The 15,274-nt window shown below is 43.5% G+C and carries 14 protein-coding genes; 8 read left to right on the top strand and 6 right to left on the bottom strand.

The window, feature by feature from the left end; all coding sequences use genetic code 11:
* The first annotated feature begins 403 nt into the window (after positions 1-403).
* The 7 genes from KUV50_RS15915 to KUV50_RS15885 all read left to right on the top strand — a co-directional run bounded on the left by KUV50_RS15915 (position 404) and on the right by KUV50_RS15885 (position 5,672).
* The gene (locus KUV50_RS15915; RefSeq protein WP_222581175.1) at positions 404-652 is read left to right on the top strand and encodes a hypothetical protein; all 249 of its coding nucleotides are present in this window, start codon (positions 404-406) and stop codon (positions 650-652) included.
* Positions 649-960: a type II toxin-antitoxin system RelE/ParE family toxin gene (locus KUV50_RS15910; RefSeq protein WP_222581174.1), complete on the top strand. Its 312-nt coding sequence runs from the start codon at positions 649-651 to the stop codon at positions 958-960. The genes KUV50_RS15915 and KUV50_RS15910 overlap by 4 nt, the downstream gene beginning before the upstream one ends.
* Positions 961-967: 7 nt before the next feature.
* Entirely contained in the window at positions 968-1,735 is a 768-nt protein-coding gene (locus KUV50_RS15905; protein ID WP_222581173.1) for an alpha/beta fold hydrolase, read from the top strand.
* Positions 1,736-2,131: 396 nt separating this feature from the next.
* Positions 2,132-3,769, top strand: coding sequence for a S41 family peptidase (locus KUV50_RS15900; RefSeq protein WP_222581172.1), 1,638 nt, complete (start codon positions 2,132-2,134; stop codon positions 3,767-3,769).
* 10 nt (positions 3,770-3,779) lie between these two features.
* The gene (gene tsaB, locus KUV50_RS15895; RefSeq protein WP_222581171.1) at positions 3,780-4,463 is read left to right on the top strand and encodes a tRNA (adenosine(37)-N6)-threonylcarbamoyltransferase complex dimerization subunit type 1 TsaB; all 684 of its coding nucleotides are present in this window, start codon (positions 3,780-3,782) and stop codon (positions 4,461-4,463) included.
* Between the two features lie 154 nt (positions 4,464-4,617).
* Positions 4,618-4,956, top strand: coding sequence for an ArsR/SmtB family transcription factor (locus tag KUV50_RS15890; RefSeq protein WP_222581170.1), 339 nt, complete (start codon positions 4,618-4,620; stop codon positions 4,954-4,956).
* A 377-nt stretch (positions 4,957-5,333) separates the two neighbouring features.
* Positions 5,334-5,672, top strand: a complete 339-nt coding sequence (locus KUV50_RS15885; RefSeq protein WP_222581169.1) for an ArsR/SmtB family transcription factor — start codon at positions 5,334-5,336, stop codon at positions 5,670-5,672.
* 316 nt (positions 5,673-5,988) lie between these two features.
* Here KUV50_RS15885 and KUV50_RS15880 read toward each other — a convergent pair whose 3' ends face one another.
* The 6 genes from KUV50_RS15880 to KUV50_RS15855 all read right to left on the bottom strand — a co-directional run bounded on the left by KUV50_RS15880 (position 5,989) and on the right by KUV50_RS15855 (position 14,527).
* Positions 5,989-7,701, bottom strand: coding sequence for a T9SS type A sorting domain-containing protein (locus KUV50_RS15880; RefSeq protein WP_222581168.1), 1,713 nt, complete (start codon positions 7,699-7,701; stop codon positions 5,989-5,991).
* Positions 7,702-7,769: 68 nt separating this feature from the next.
* On the bottom strand, positions 7,770-8,246 hold the full coding sequence (locus tag KUV50_RS15875; protein ID WP_222581167.1) for a DUF4168 domain-containing protein: 477 nt from the start codon (positions 8,244-8,246) through the stop codon (positions 7,770-7,772).
* A gap of 374 nt (positions 8,247-8,620) precedes the next feature.
* Positions 8,621-12,052 (bottom strand): ThuA domain-containing protein, encoded by a 3,432-nt coding sequence (locus KUV50_RS15870; RefSeq protein WP_222581166.1) that lies wholly within the window; start codon positions 12,050-12,052, stop codon positions 8,621-8,623.
* A 124-nt stretch (positions 12,053-12,176) separates the two neighbouring features.
* On the bottom strand, positions 12,177-12,905 hold the full coding sequence (locus tag KUV50_RS15865; RefSeq protein ID WP_222581165.1) for a DUF1080 domain-containing protein: 729 nt from the start codon (positions 12,903-12,905) through the stop codon (positions 12,177-12,179).
* A 248-nt stretch (positions 12,906-13,153) separates the two neighbouring features.
* Entirely contained in the window at positions 13,154-14,188 is a 1,035-nt protein-coding gene (gene recA, locus KUV50_RS15860) for a recombinase RecA (protein ID WP_222581164.1), read from the bottom strand.
* A gap of 111 nt (positions 14,189-14,299) precedes the next feature.
* Positions 14,300-14,527 (bottom strand): hypothetical protein, encoded by a 228-nt coding sequence (locus tag KUV50_RS15855; protein ID WP_222581163.1) that lies wholly within the window; start codon positions 14,525-14,527, stop codon positions 14,300-14,302.
* 310 nt (positions 14,528-14,837) lie between these two features.
* Here KUV50_RS15855 and KUV50_RS15850 point away from each other — a divergent pair, with 310 nt between their 5' ends.
* A complete protein-coding gene (locus tag KUV50_RS15850; protein ID WP_222581162.1) occupies positions 14,838-15,155 on the top strand; it encodes a hypothetical protein in 318 nt (105 codons plus the stop codon).
* Positions 15,156-15,274: the final 119 nt, after the last annotated feature.

The following is a 15,274-nucleotide window of genomic DNA, read 5'->3' as shown; positions in this document are numbered from 1 at the left end:
GGAGCTTAAAGCAAAGGAGGTGAGATCTGTTAAATCTTCATTTCTTGGGAATTCGGAATTATATCTCATTCACACGACAACCCCACACATGATTATAATCGGGAATCTAGTGCAACGATTTCGAAGTTCCTGCAGTTAACAAAAGTTACGCTTCCAAATCCTATCCATACGGGCCTTTCGGAGCGAACTTACGACGAAGGAGTCCGTATGGACCGATCCCACAACTAGTCTGAGATCGGTAAGCCTTTGGGAGGCTTGCGAACGGGCGGATTGCCGAGTCCGTAGAATAACCATACGTATTTAGTTCTTGGTGCACTAGATTTCACGGAACCTATTCATTCTTTTAGAGCTTTACAATTGTAAAAATGTACATTTTGATTACATTTACAAAAAGGTAATTATCATGAGCAGACTCACCATAGAAATATCAAAAGAAGAACATCGAAGGATTAAAACACTGGCCGCGATGCAAGGTCAAACCATTAAAGACTTTGTAATGTCACGGGTCTTCGAGAATGAACCAGTGGAGGATGAAGACTGGCAGGCATTTAAAAAGCTATTATTGGATCGAATCCATGACGCAGAGAATAACGAAAGCTCTCATAAATCTATAAAAGAGATAGTCAGAGAGGAAGTATTGTTAAAAGAATGAATCCCCTCTTATTTGAATTGAGTCCAGCAGCTGAAAATGACTTGCGAGACATCATCAGATACACCAATCAAAAATTCGGTCAAAATCAAGCTATAAACTATGGTAATCAATTGGAAGCATGTATGATCGAACTTTCGACGAACACCCCATTTCCTAGAAACTTAACCGAAATCCAACCAAACTTAAAATTCATTCGCTGTCAACATCATTATATTTTCGGAATAAACCGATCGTCCCAACCATTTTTGGTCATCGCTATTCTTCACGAAAAAATGGATGTATTGAATCGAATTAAAAAAAGATTGTAACCTTACTATGACTACACTCAATTACAAAAAATACGGCCAGGGTGAACCTTTGATCATCCTACATGGATTATTCGGGGCTTTAGATAATTGGGCCACCCTGGGACGGAAATGGGCCGAACACTACACCGTCTACCTGGTAGATCTTCGCAACCATGGCAAATCACCGCACACGGAAAGCCATACAATCGGCGATATGGCTGAAGATGTAAAGAATTTTATACAACAACACGATATTAGGAACCCCATCGTCTTGGGCCACTCTATGGGCGGAAAAGCAGCGATGGAACTGGCTTTGAGTCAACCTGATCTGGTCAGCGCCTTGATCATTGCTGATATCGGTGCGCAAGCCTACCCTCGGGGACATGACCATATTATCGAAGCCATTCGATCCGTGGATCCCGCCAGGATGGAAAGCCGCAAAGACATTGAGCAAAAGCTCAGCGAAACAATCCAGGATCCGGGCGTAGTATTTTTTATTGCAAAAAACATCGATAGAACCAAGGAGGGGTACCGATGGAAAATGAATATCGACACGATTGAAAGGGATTACGAAGAGATCCTGAAAGCGATCAAAACCGGCCGTATATTTGACAAGCCCACTTTTCTGCTGCGCGGGGGAAAATCCGGTTATGTAACTTCGGAAAACATCAACCTGCTCCGTCAATTGTTTCCAAACATCCAAATAGAGACCATCGAAGGAGCCGGACATTGGTTGCATGCAGAGAAACCAGATGAATTTGAAGAACAGGTACGAGCGATTATGAAAGGGGTTTGAGATCGCTGAAGGACGGTACAAATCGGCCTTACCCATGGTGGGGTCATAACTGCGCGTGAGGGGGCACTTTACAGCACCACTGCATACCGCAAGCTTTTTTCGAAACCAACGAAGTGATGTCTGACCCTATCGGCAAACATTTCGCACGGCACATTTGTATTTTCCGTAGAAATTAGTTTATTCACATGTCAATTGGTAGCTTACATGCGTTACTAAACTATATTTGGATTCGGGTGTGGACCTATAGGTAAGGAGAGATTCAACGCGACCGCACACTTGCATCAGCCTCAAACTATCAAGTAGCGTCTAAAAAAGAATCTATGTGAATCGAGCCGGACTCACCATTATTTATAGAAGCCAAGCCAGATTTAAGACAAGTTTGAAAAAAATTATACCATGAAATCGATCAAATACACCGCTTTACTCATTCTGGTCTTTCTGACCTCTTTTGCTTTTATCAACACGCCAAAATCCAGTAAAGCATTTGAGATCACAAAAAACCTGGAAATATTCACGGAAGTCTATAAAAACCTGAATAAACTATATGTCGATGATCTTAATCCGGCCACGACCATGAACCTGGGATTAAAAGCCATCATGAAATCCCTGGATCCTTACACCCGTTTTTATTCGGAATCAGAAATTGAAAATTATCGCTTTGAATCCCAGGGGAAGTACGACGGCATTGGTGCCAGAATACAAAAAATAGATGATGCGATTACCATCATTGAACCCTACGAAGGGGGTCCTGCTGTGATGGCGGGGCTGCGGGCAGGTGATCAAATCATGATGGTGGACGGCATCAATGTAGCCGGAAAGTCCAATGAAGAAGTAAAGGATATACTCTTGGGAACGGGAGGGTCAGAAATCGTATTGGGCATCAAACGCTTCGGATCTGAAGAGATCCAGCAAATTACGGTCCAAAAAGGGGAAGTTAACATCAAGAATGTTCCCTATCATGGTATGGTACGCGATGGTTATGGTTACATTGGGCTGACCACTTTTACACAAAATGCAGGAAACAATGTGCGCGGTGCCTTGCTCGAAATGATGAACAAAAACGAAGACCTGAAAGGAGTTATTCTTGACCTCAGAGGCAATGGTGGCGGTTTGCTTAGTGAAGCCATAAATGTATCCAATGTATTTCTTCCCAAAGGAAAACTCATTGCGACAACCAAAGGGAAAGAACCGGAAGAAGATAAAAGTTATCGTACCAGAATGGCCGCGGTGGACGAGGAATTACCCGTTGTTGTGCTAATCAACGGGACTTCAGCTTCCGCCTCGGAAATTGTCAGCGGCGCTATTCAGGACTACGATCGTGGCGTTTTACTCGGAGAGCGAACGTATGGCAAAGGGCTGGTTCAGGTCACCCGAAGGTTGCCCTATAACAATCAAATGAAGCTGACCATTTCGAAGTATTACATTCCCAGCGGGCGCTGCATCCAGTCTGTGGAATACGACGAAGAAGGCGAACCGGTTATGATCGCGGATTCCCTGCGATCAGTCTTCAAAACCGCCAATGGCAGGGAAGTGTTGGACGGTGGTGGCGTCAAACCAGATGTCGAACTATCCGGAACCATCAACCCCCAAATTCTGCAAGAACTTGAAAAAAATCACATGATCTTTAATTATGCGAACAACTATTATTTGACCCATGATACGATAGATCCGGCGCACGAATTTGATTTTACGGATTATGAAGATTGGAAAAATTACCTCAAGGACAACCATTTTGATTTTCACTCCGAACAACAAATTGCATTGGATAATTTCGAAAAAACCTTGGATAATGACCATGACTTTAAGAAAGAAGTTCAAAAAATAAGAAAGGAACTGGTTGAAGAGAAAAACAAAGCATTGGATGCCCACAAGCAAATCATCAATACGCGACTGGGAATGGAAATAGCAAGTCGGTATTACCTGCAAAAAGGAAAGATACTCTACTCCTTGCAACACGACCCTCAAATTGATGAGGCTATTCAAATTATGAAAAACAAAGATTTGTATCAGTCCATACTTGAATCAAACAAATAAGGCCCGAACCATGCATATATTACAAATTGATGCCTCCTCAACTCTTTGTTCCGTGGCAATGGCACAGGATGGTCGACTGCTACACATGGAGATCAATGATGAACCATTGCAACATGGCCGGGATATAAACATTCTCACGGACGAACTGCTCAGTAAATGTGGATGCTCCATGCAGGATATTGACGCTGTCAGCGTGAACAGCGGTCCTGGATCTTATACCGCTTTACGAATAGGTATGGCCACGGCCAAAGGGCTGTGCTACGGACTCGATATACCCCTCCTTGCTCCGTCGGGTCTGGACATCCTCGTAGATTATGCAATGAAGAAGTATCCCGGGGCAGCCTATTACATTCCCATGATCGATGCACGACGCATGGAGGTTTATACGACGGATCCTGTACGCAACCTGGACCAACCTATGAACTACAAAGCCAAAATTCTTAATGAAATGTCCTACAGTGCCTTGATCGAACAAAAAGTGTGTTTTATCGGAAGCGGTGTAAAAAAATGGAAGGATCTCTGGCCGGAACACAATCAATGGATTGGAGCAGATGTGGAGGTCGATGCAGGAATGATGAGTCGCATTTCCGATCAACTCCTCAAATCTGATAATATTTCTAATCTTTTTGCAACCACACCAATTTACATCAAAAAGCCCAACATTACGACCTCTAAAAAAGTTTACTTCAATTAGTTATCAAGTGTTTACATATCTCATTTACTTATTGTATATTTGCGTTTGGAAGCTAGGCGTTAATAAATTTCAGGACAAACCATGTGGCTTATCAGTTTTTGGTACAGTTTTGGTATTAAGATAAACTGTCATTTATAAGCCTAAAACATGAAAAATGAGAAAGCATAAAAAAGAGACGTACTCACTGAAAATGGGAAAGAAGGACATCCTTCTGAATTACGCCGAGCTGCGAAAAGCCGTTTTGGTCTTGCGCGCCGTGAACCACAAATTGAGACAAAGAATTATCAGCTTGTTGGAAGAAAACAACGAGATGACCGTGACCGATATTTATATCAAGCTCCGACTGGAGCAAAGCGTCGCCTCCCAACATCTTGCCATATTACGGAGAGCTGGAGTTGTCAGCACCGAAAGACAAGGCAAATACATCTACTATTCGCTGGATAAAGAACGCTTAAAGCAGATCAATCGATTAGTAGAAGAACTCGCGGAGTAAAAATTTTACACTACAAACAAGTCGGTTTAGTTATGACAATCTATACGATGTGTCCTTAGTGAAATAACTCAAATTTTCTGAATCAATTCTATAGACTCTGTGTAAGAGATACTAAGAAAGAACCTAAACAGCCAGAATGCTGCATCTTTTTGATGTGGCATTTTTGGTCATTTCAGGCATCGATTTCCGTCCGATGCCCTCCTATGTTCCAGTCAGTTAGCCACTCTTACTGAAAGTATTCCTGCCGGCACCCGAAAAAACTTAACAACTGTTACAAAATACTTACGAATTTTTTCGCAAGTTTCTTTGGTATATATATTTTTTTATTTAATATTTGTTTTCTAAGGTTTATTTTAAAACTACGAAAACTACGATTAATGAAAATTTCTAAGGTTACGCTTAACCCCGAACGGGTTAGCAAGGCCTGGGTTATTGCCCATGCGCTTGCTCATCCCCTTCGGCTAAGGATTCTTAACTACATCCACAGCCAGGGGACCACGAATGTGAACAACATTTACAAGTCACTCAACATCGAACAATCGATCACTTCACAGCATCTGCGTATTCTACGAGAAGCAGATATTGTGAATCATGAACGAGATGGTAAATTTGTTCACTACATGTTGAATTACAGACGAGTCGAACAAGCTGCTCACGCGGTGAGTAAATTTACACACACAGATGAAATCTACCACCTATCCAGCACTACATCCTAGCGTTATTAAGGTCTGACGACAGGATATATTGTTGAATAAAGTGATTGTATTTCCATCTACTGGATAAGTGCGTCGAAATTTATTCGAAACCACAGGGACTGTTTATGAGCTCATGACATCTTCAGAAAACGAATTGTCACAGATCAAAAACATGTCAATCCTGGATTGTTTCTCCACCGGGAACAACACAGGATTGACATGTTCTTTGCTTCAAACGGAAATGCCTCCTCATACTCATGCAGGCCACAGCTTTTCCTGAAAATACGCTACCAGGTTTCGCGATCCCACGGAAAATAATGTCTGAAGCAATATCGAGCTATCTTGTAATCAGGAGTTTTTTTACGGTCGTTCCTTTTGAGGTATGAACACGAAGTATATACACACCAGGCAGAAGATTATTTATCGGAAGTTCGATCTCTGCGGTCGGTTTATCCGGCTGCATTTTAGCTACAAGCGCTCCGTCTATAGTGAGTAATCTACTAGACTGAATGCCAGCCCCATTCGTTGTGCTGATATACACGCGCTCACCTGCCGGATTTGGATAAATATAAAGTTCATCTGCTCGTAATTCCTGCAAAGCATCACTCAGAACATACCGAAAGGTGAAGAATTGATAATTATCAGAAAAATCAGCATCATAATGGCCGTTTGGATATGCTGTATAAACCAGCACTTTTTCTTCGTGGCCAACGGTCAGGTCATCCTGCTTTTGATAGTTAAATCCTTCCCCTCCGGACCCACCTGGTGAAAAGATAGCGTCTAATATCTGAGTATAATAGCCTTCAGTACAGTTAAAAGCAAACAGCCGATTGGTAGCAGTCAATCCGGAGCCCACCTGATCATGGCCTACATTTTCAAATTTCCAGCTTATTCTCGTGTCACTGTCTGCTGATATGAAATATGCCGAATCACCCAATATCAGCTTGGGTTTTGTTCCATAATAGTCATCTCTGATGCTTACTTCCTTCAATTTCAAATCGCTCCGAAGAATACCACCTTCTGTATACTCTTCATTGAAACGATGAAAAAACCCCATTTCCTGTCCATAACGGATGGAGCCCCTACTCCGTCCCTTTACCCGTGTCGTACCCAGACGTAGAATACTACCGTCATCCAGCGCAACATAGTTCACATCTTCCTGATGAAATTCATTGTAATACAACTGCACTTCTTGCACCGGTGTTAATGTGTTAAGATCCAAATATACACAGGTGCTTGATGTCGTAAAGACGACTAATGCAGGGACAAAAGGTTGGAACAACAAGGCACGAGCACCCTCCGGTGATTTTTCAGCGCGGAAAATAAAACCAGTATGAGGTGAGTTTATCGCCCAGACTGAATCAGTAGTCAATACATACAATGCATTTGAATTTGTGACCACATCCAGAACCTGATGATCAAAGTGAAAGGTATCCACCCGATAAGCTGAATCGATCAGAAAAACCATTGAATCACGCCATGATGCAACTCCTGAAGGAGCTGCTGTGAGATGATTAGGACCAGTGCTGAACGGTTGTTTATGTACAGTACGTCCATCCACCGGAGAGATAAATAGCAAGGTGTCGTCGCGCGTATGCACCACCCACAAGGAATCTAAAAAAAGACCATCTTTTGAATGCAATTCTGGAATATATAGTGAATCGAGAATGGTGAGATCCACCGGATCCACAGCGTACCACTTAATTCCTTCCGCACTGGTGACATCTTCGGTTTGCAATTGCCATGTCATCACTTCGATGACAGAATCATTCTTCGTCATGTCATACATTGCACTAATCTCATATGAATCATGGATTAGTTGCTTCGTCTGCACCCGGCGGAAACTTTCATCCATTTTCCAGACTGTGGCGATGTGGCAACTATTCTCCGCACCACCGACCACATATCCCCCGTCGAATTCAAACCCATGGTGTGGATATATTGAAACAGAATCCAATATGATTTTTTCGCTATGATTTAGTTGAGCATTAATCTGACCAATACTCAGCACCAACCATACCGTCGTTAAAAGTCTTCGTCGACGCCCCATTCCTACAATTTACGAAAAATATTTTTCGGATTGCAACAGGTTAGGCGATGAAGCTTTGTTGATACCTGTTATTTACTGTTTTCCTGAAGTTGGGCCTCGATGCGCTGTTTCAGCTCAGGGCTTTGCTGGTAGGATAAGTAAATCTGATTAAAACGCTCCAAGGTCATGTTTTCATCCTTGATTTTTGACTCGATCTGACTATTGGCTTCAACTTGAATTTCTTCGACTTTTTTCTGAACAGATTGAAACTTTTTTTCATCCGCTTCATTCAGTCCCGTTTCTTTCCCTTGCTGAGTAGCCTGTGCGGCCTGAATAAACTGCTGTGGCTCAAGGCCTTCATCCTGAATAGCCTTCAGCATTTTGGGCTGGGATTCTTGTTGTACTTGTTGCACATACTGCAATGCATCGACAAATTGATTCACTTGTTGATCAGAAACTTCTTCTGAGCTCAATAGTTTTGGCTGAGCCGGTGGCGCTACCTGTGCCTGCAAAGCTATTCCGCCAACAAAAAGAGAAAGGGTTAAAAATGTGCTTAAAAAACGCATACTATTTGATTTTTTTCTAAATTAAGATTGCACAATATAACCGGCCTGCCTTTAATTACTAAAGCACACATGGATTTATCATTAAATTATACTTTTATTAACTCGATGAAAAGGTGTAGGAAGTAATGTTATAAGCACTCAACTTTTCCAGCACTTGCACATCAACCTCAGCGGGAGCGCTGTGCACACAGTACCTTCCGCACCGTCTCCGTCGTATCGCAACAAGCTTGTCCACAATGACGAGATGCGGCAGAGGAAATGAAATTCGCACACCGCAAGGGACCCGGAAGCGTAGTTCCTGAAAAGACAAGACCAATTTCGGTCTTTAAAACAGTGGTCTGTCCGTGAAACCACGCTCCACACCTGTACGATCGTCAGGGCTTCAAGATTAATTTAATAATGGCCATAGCAGGCGCATTATTCGCCCGCTTGACGACCAACCAAATATTGTCTTGAATTTCCCGAAATTCAGGACCTACCTCCATCTGTACAATTGAGGGGGTCATCACTGGTGCATTGGCGGGACTTGTCCCCGAGGCAATTAAATCACCTGTCGCACTTCCGTGGCGCAGAGAAATCTCTGCCGTTCCTTCCGCTTCTCCGGCTGGAGCGATTACGATATCAATGCTTTTTATTCCCGTGAAATCCACCGATCCGAGTTCTGCTTGAGCAATTGATTCATTCACCAGTAAGAACTCCGTCCCATCGTGACTGCCTGTGGAAGCGCCTTTGATGTCGGATGCCTGATACGGATGCAAAACCGGACGGGTCAGGTAAATGGTTTTCTGACCAGTCAAGGGCTTGGTTTCAGGGCCCCCGGCATCTGTGTAAGCAGCATGCAATAATAGCACGCCATCCTCCGTCAGCTTAAATTCTTTCCGAGGGATTAATTTTCCACTTCTGTCGTGCGATACTTTTTCCTGCTGGTCCTCCGACAGGCTTCGGATCCAGGATACAATTTTTTTCACATCGTCATCATTTATATCCGGGTGTGCAGACATGGCCACTTCACCCCAGACACCGCTTCCACCTTCCTTTATCTTTCCGATCAAATAGGCCTCAGCATTCGGATCGTCTTTGTATTTCATCGACACATCCACATAGGAGGGACCCACCGATTTGCCCTCCTTTTTATGACATGATGCACAATCATTACTTGCAATAATGGACTCGACCTCCAGTGCAGGATCAATGGTTTCTTGATGCCCCAGGGTGGTCGCTGCTTCATCAAAGCTTTCCAGATAATCAGTTTTGAATGTTAACCGGCTTGATTCCAATTCTCCTTTCTCCAGACTACCATCTTCTGCATCGTCAACATGAACCGTATACCGTATGGGTTCGTCATCAAAATAAAACTGATGATTACCATCAATTTCAATATCTACCACAGGCCGACTGTTACCAGCTACTACAGTGACCAGTCCACTTCGAGCCACACCATCATTCCCATCATCTACCACCACGTGTACCGCGTAAGCTCCGGGTTTTTCGATGGTGTGTGTGAACTCAGCTTCTTCGGTCGTAGTGAGCAATTCATCATTCAGATACCAGGAATAACTCAGTGCGTCTTCATCCGGGTCGCTCGATCCGCCGGCATCCAGACGCAATTCGAAGGGCACAGGACCTGCCAAAGACTCCGCTTTTAATTCCGCAGCCGGTGGACGGTTTCCGGGGTTGTACGCCAATCGGTACAATCCCGAATTTTCGTTCATGGTAAACCAACCGGTTCCATATTCCAGAAAATAAAGGGTCCCATCCGGACCAAGTTCCATATCGATCAAATTGTAAAACCGGGTTCCGGCCATGAATGGATCGATGCGAAGCAAATCGCCCTCATCATCCATCGTCACCAGCATCACCCAGTTCCGAATCCAATCATAGATAAAAAGCTTTCCGTCAAAATACTCGGAAAGCTGATTTTCTTTGGGAAAGAGGTCTCGGTAATACACCGGACCAGCCATAGCATTGCGACCTCCCGACTTCAATATTGGAAAATCTTTGGAAACACCATAGGGGTAATAGATAAAAGCGGGCTGCGCAGGAGGCAACTCTTTCATCCCGGTGTTGTGTCTGGAAGTATTGACGGGTTTCTCAGGATCATACTGGAAGAGCGATTCACCCGTGTCATAATCGTATTCCCAGTATGCATAATTATCTCCAACAAAGTAAGGCCATCCGAAATTACCCGCTTCTCGGGCTTGATTCACCTCGTCATATCCTCGTGGACCACGTGTATCCAGACTGTCGTTGCGAGCATCAGGCCCGACTTCTCCCCAGTACAGATAGCCCGTTTTCTGATCTACCGATATACGATATGGATTCCGGTTCCCCATTACATAGATTTCCGGGCGCGCCAAATCATTCTCCGGATCGAACAAATTTCCTTCCGGTATGGTGTAACTCCCATCTTCCTGCACCTTTATACGAAGAATTTTTCCCCGCAAATCATTGGTATTGCCCGGAGCACGTCGACCATCGTAATTATAAAATCCCGGTCGGTCATCCAAGGGGGCATACCCATGCAGGTTGATGGGAAATTTTTTCCCGGTCTCCGGATCTTTTTCATCGAATGGTGTGGTATTGTCCCCCGTCGATAAAAAGAGATTTCCATCGCGGTCAAACGCAATGGAACCGGCGGTGTGGCAACAAATGTCCCGGTCTGTTTCCACATCCAGAATGATCTGTTCCGAACTCATATCCCAATTCCCATCTTCAAATTTAAATCGGGACAAACGATCGACGGATGCATCCATGGGAGAATAGAACACATACACCCAGTGATTATTTTCATAATCCGGATCGGCTTTGATCCCCATAAATCCCATTTCTACATTCACCCCTTCAACATCTGTATGATGGTATACATCAAACTTTCCCACCTGGGTAGTCTCATCAGTTTGTGGATCATAGTACATCAATCCACCTTTTCGTTCTGCAATCAGCACGGAGTGATCGGGCAATATAGTCATTTCTGTGGGTTCATCGAGCGCTGAAGCCAATTGTATTTTGCTAAATCGATTTTCATCAGGCTGGAACAACGAGGTGGCTTTCGAATAATCCAATACATGATTGTCCCCCATAGCATACTCAATCCCCGCATACAATAGATCCAGATACAACGGTTCTTCGAACGATTCGGATGTGTGACCGGGTTCCATGTAAAAAGCACGCCCCCCATCGTATTCGTGGTACCACACCATCGGGTGGTCATCCCCGTTCTCCCCGCCTTCATAGCTCGACTCATCAATACTCACCAGGACATTCACATGATCAGGAACTGCTCTGAAATTATACCACTCATCTTTCCGGTTCCAGGGATTCGGGAACGAATCCAGTAACGGAAACCTGGCATCAGGATGAATCACCAAATCTGCTTCTTGCTGGCGGGGATGACTCTTAAAATAAGCGCCTACCAATCTGCCATACCATTTCCAATCGTATTCCGTATCCGCTGCTGCATGAATGCCTACAAAACCTCCCCCGGCTTGAATATATCGCTCCATGGCAATTTCCTGGTTCGTATTCAAAATATCTCCCGTGGTACTCATAAATAGAATGGCCGCATATTGCTTTAGATTTTCATCGGTAAAAAGCGATGCGTCTTCGGAAGCCTCCACTTCAAATCCTTTCCGCTCACCCAACTCAACAATAGCCTTCGTAGCGTCTTCAATATTCCCGTGACGGAATCCCGCGGTTTTTGAAAAGACGAGAATTTTCGGAGTGCCTGGCTTGGTTTTCGGACCACAACCGGCTAAAATACTGAGGATGAATAATACACATCCGTAGGCAAAAAATTTAGTATGCATTTCGTGTAAATTTAGTGTGCTGATGGCACCTGACTAAGAAGGCATATACTGGTTTACTGAAAGTGGAATAGTATTTATGATCTTGATCGGTCATTGACAATCATACTGCTGCCCAATTTGAAAATTATAATTCCCTGATCCAGATGTTCCGGAAACTAACGGGGTTTCCGTGATCTTGTAACATAATAGGTCCAGCATCGTGGGCTTCGTATTTGGGTTGCCCCACAAACACGGTCGGCCCTTTGAGCGCTACGTGATTCTGCACCAATACACCATTGTGCAAAACAGTCACATAAGCTGGAGATTCCAATTGACCATCGGAAGAAAATCGGGGTGCGGTATAGATCACATCATAACTGTTCCATTCACCGGTTCGTTGCATCGCATTGACTAAGGGACTATACTGTTTGTAAATACTGGCGGCCTGACCATTGGAATATGTTCTATTATCGTAGGAGTCCAACACTTGAAGCTCGTACCTGCCCTGAAGAAAAACGCCGCTGTTCCCTCTGCCTTGTCCTTCGCCTTGTATGATCGAGGGTGATTTCCATTCAATGTGAAGTTGAAAATCGTTAAAAGACTTTTTGGTTTGAATCATACCGGTACCCGGTTTCACGGTAAAATAATCGCCATTGATTTCCCATGGCACAGCATTCCCATTTTTACCGACCCACTGATCCAGGCTATTTTCTGAAAAGAGCATGATGGCATCCGAAGGCGCGCTTGCGTAGGAATAGCCCGGTGACACCACCTCTGGTTCTGGTTCCCACACTTCCGTATCCTCGGGTTTTTGCCCAAAAACAGAAAACTGAGTTAATAAAAACAGAAGAGAAAGTAAATAAGTGGTTTGCATTTTTTCTTTTCCCGAAATATACGTGTAAGATATTAAAAGAAAAAATATTTCTTCGAAAACCCTTTCCCTACATGGAAAGTTGCCCGGGACCCAATCCGTACCGAGCTGTTGGTTAAGGCTATACCCGGGTCAATAGTATTATGAAATCATTAAGGATGAAGGTATGGGGCAAAAAAAATGGAGGTTGGATAAGCATCCAACCCCCAAAGCTAAACCCCAAAAGAAACAAAAAGATAGGATTATAGGCTTTATTTATCTTCGTCGTTGATTTCTTCTTCTACAACCCCTTTTATTTCACCTTTTATTTTTTGTTCGACTTCCTCTGCTACTTCCGGATTGTCGATCATAAACTGCTTGGCAGCTTCTCGTCCCTGCGCTATTTTGGTATCGCCATAGCTGTACCAGGAACCGGCCTTATTCAGTATTCCCAAATCCGATCCAAGATCAATAATCTCGCCTTCTTTGGAAATTCCCTGACCATACAATATATCAAATTCAGCCACTCTGAAAGGAGGTGCCAGTTTATTCTTAACGACCTTTACTTTCACTGTATTGCCCACGACATTCCCTTCTTTGTCTTTTATCGGTGCGCCCCGACGACGAATGTCCAAACGCATAGAGCAATAAAACTTTAACGCATTACCACCCGTGGTTGTTTCAGGATTTCCAAATAAAACCCCAATTTTTTCTCTAAGCTGGTTGATGAACATACAGCAACAACCGGTTCGCCCAATGGTTCCCGTCAATTTTCTTAACGCCTGCGACATCAATCGGGCCTGCAAACCCATCTTTGAATCGCCCATTTCACCTTCAATCTCAGATCGTGGTGTCAATGCTGCTACGGAATCAATCACGATGATATCAATAGCGCCTGACCGAATCAGGTTTTCAGTAATCTCCAGCGCTTGTTCACCATTGTCGGGCTGGGAGATTAACAGATTCTCCGTGTCCACGCCAAGTGCTTGTGCATAATTCCGATCAAAGGCATGCTCAGCATCTATAAATGCAGCAATTCCGCCTTGCCGTTGGCACTCCGCAATCGCATGAATGGCCAAGGTCGTCTTCCCGGAAGATTCGGGACCATAAATTTCAACAACTCTTCCACGCGGGTATCCATTGACACCCAATGCTATATCTAAACTCAGTGACCCGGTTGGTATAGTATCTACATCAACCACCGGTGAATCACCCATTCTCATGATCGCCCCCTTCCCGTAGGTTTTTTCCAGACGATCCATCGTCATTTTGAGGGCTTTGAGTTTAGCCTCTTTCGTATCTGCCATTCAGCGCTCTTTTCTCTTTTAGAAACTTACATTAATCCGAAAGACAAACCTAAGGAAAATCCTTGATACCAAAAAATAAAAGTTCTCAAGTATCAAAAATAAACAGCAAATTTAGATTAAGTCGGACGTTCCCCGGCTGTATTCCAAAATACGGTCAATCGATTTTTTGCTCGGTTTTATAATCACGGTGTCCAGCATTTCCTTCGTTTCGAGAACTTCTTGAAAAGCATCTTCGGAAGCTCCGTCGCTCAGAATCTGATGAACAATCTCAGCATTTTCCTGGGCTGTGGTCTCGTGGTAAATAAATGGGATAAGTTTTAGTGTAAAGTCTAGTTTCATAGGCCAAGTATCTCTTATGGTAAAAGTAAAGGTTCAACAATTTAAAAAATTCCATACTTTAACTACCTCAAATTGCTCGTTATTGTAAGAGTTTTTTACTTTAACATATGCGATAAATTTGCCATTTAAATATTTTATGTGTATGCGTCTTTCCTTCCGTCACGCTTTTATCACACCAATAAAGCTATAAATGCAACGGAGTAGTGGCGTTAAAGTATATTTAATCACCGGCATTTTTTGCACATAAACCGTATATTTCATTGTTTATCACTATATTGACAACTCAGGCACTTTAAAAAAATCAACACCAATGGCAAAGAACAAGAACAACCGAGACATCTTCACCAAAGAAGAATTAGTTGCTCATGGCGTCTGCCCGGATTGCTGGAACAATATGGCTTACTACAATGAATACATGACATTTGTGGAAGACCGGACCAAAGCAGACATTCACGGCCCGGACGATAAAAACAAAGCCTTTATAGAAGAATACGTGCAAGATAATATTACAGGAATCCAACTTAAAAACGATCAGAAAAGAAATTACTGCCCGACGTGTGAAAAAGATTATCTGAACGAGCCCGGCGAAGTGGATGATCAAAACGAAGCCGCTTCCGAAAAATCATAACTCATCGATCCTTTTCCGCATACCAAAAGTCGTCTGAGGTTCTCAGAGCCAATTCAAATACACACAGCGTGATCTTCGCGTACATTTAGGTGTTGTTGTCAATCCTCTGATCTGTCCAA

Origin of the sequence: Membranihabitans marinus, assembly GCF_019802045.1 — a bacterium.
GTDB classification, from domain to species: Bacteria; Bacteroidota; Bacteroidia; order Chitinophagales; family Saprospiraceae; genus Membranihabitans; species Membranihabitans marinus_A.
This window is presented reverse-complemented; position numbering and strand designations above follow the sequence as displayed.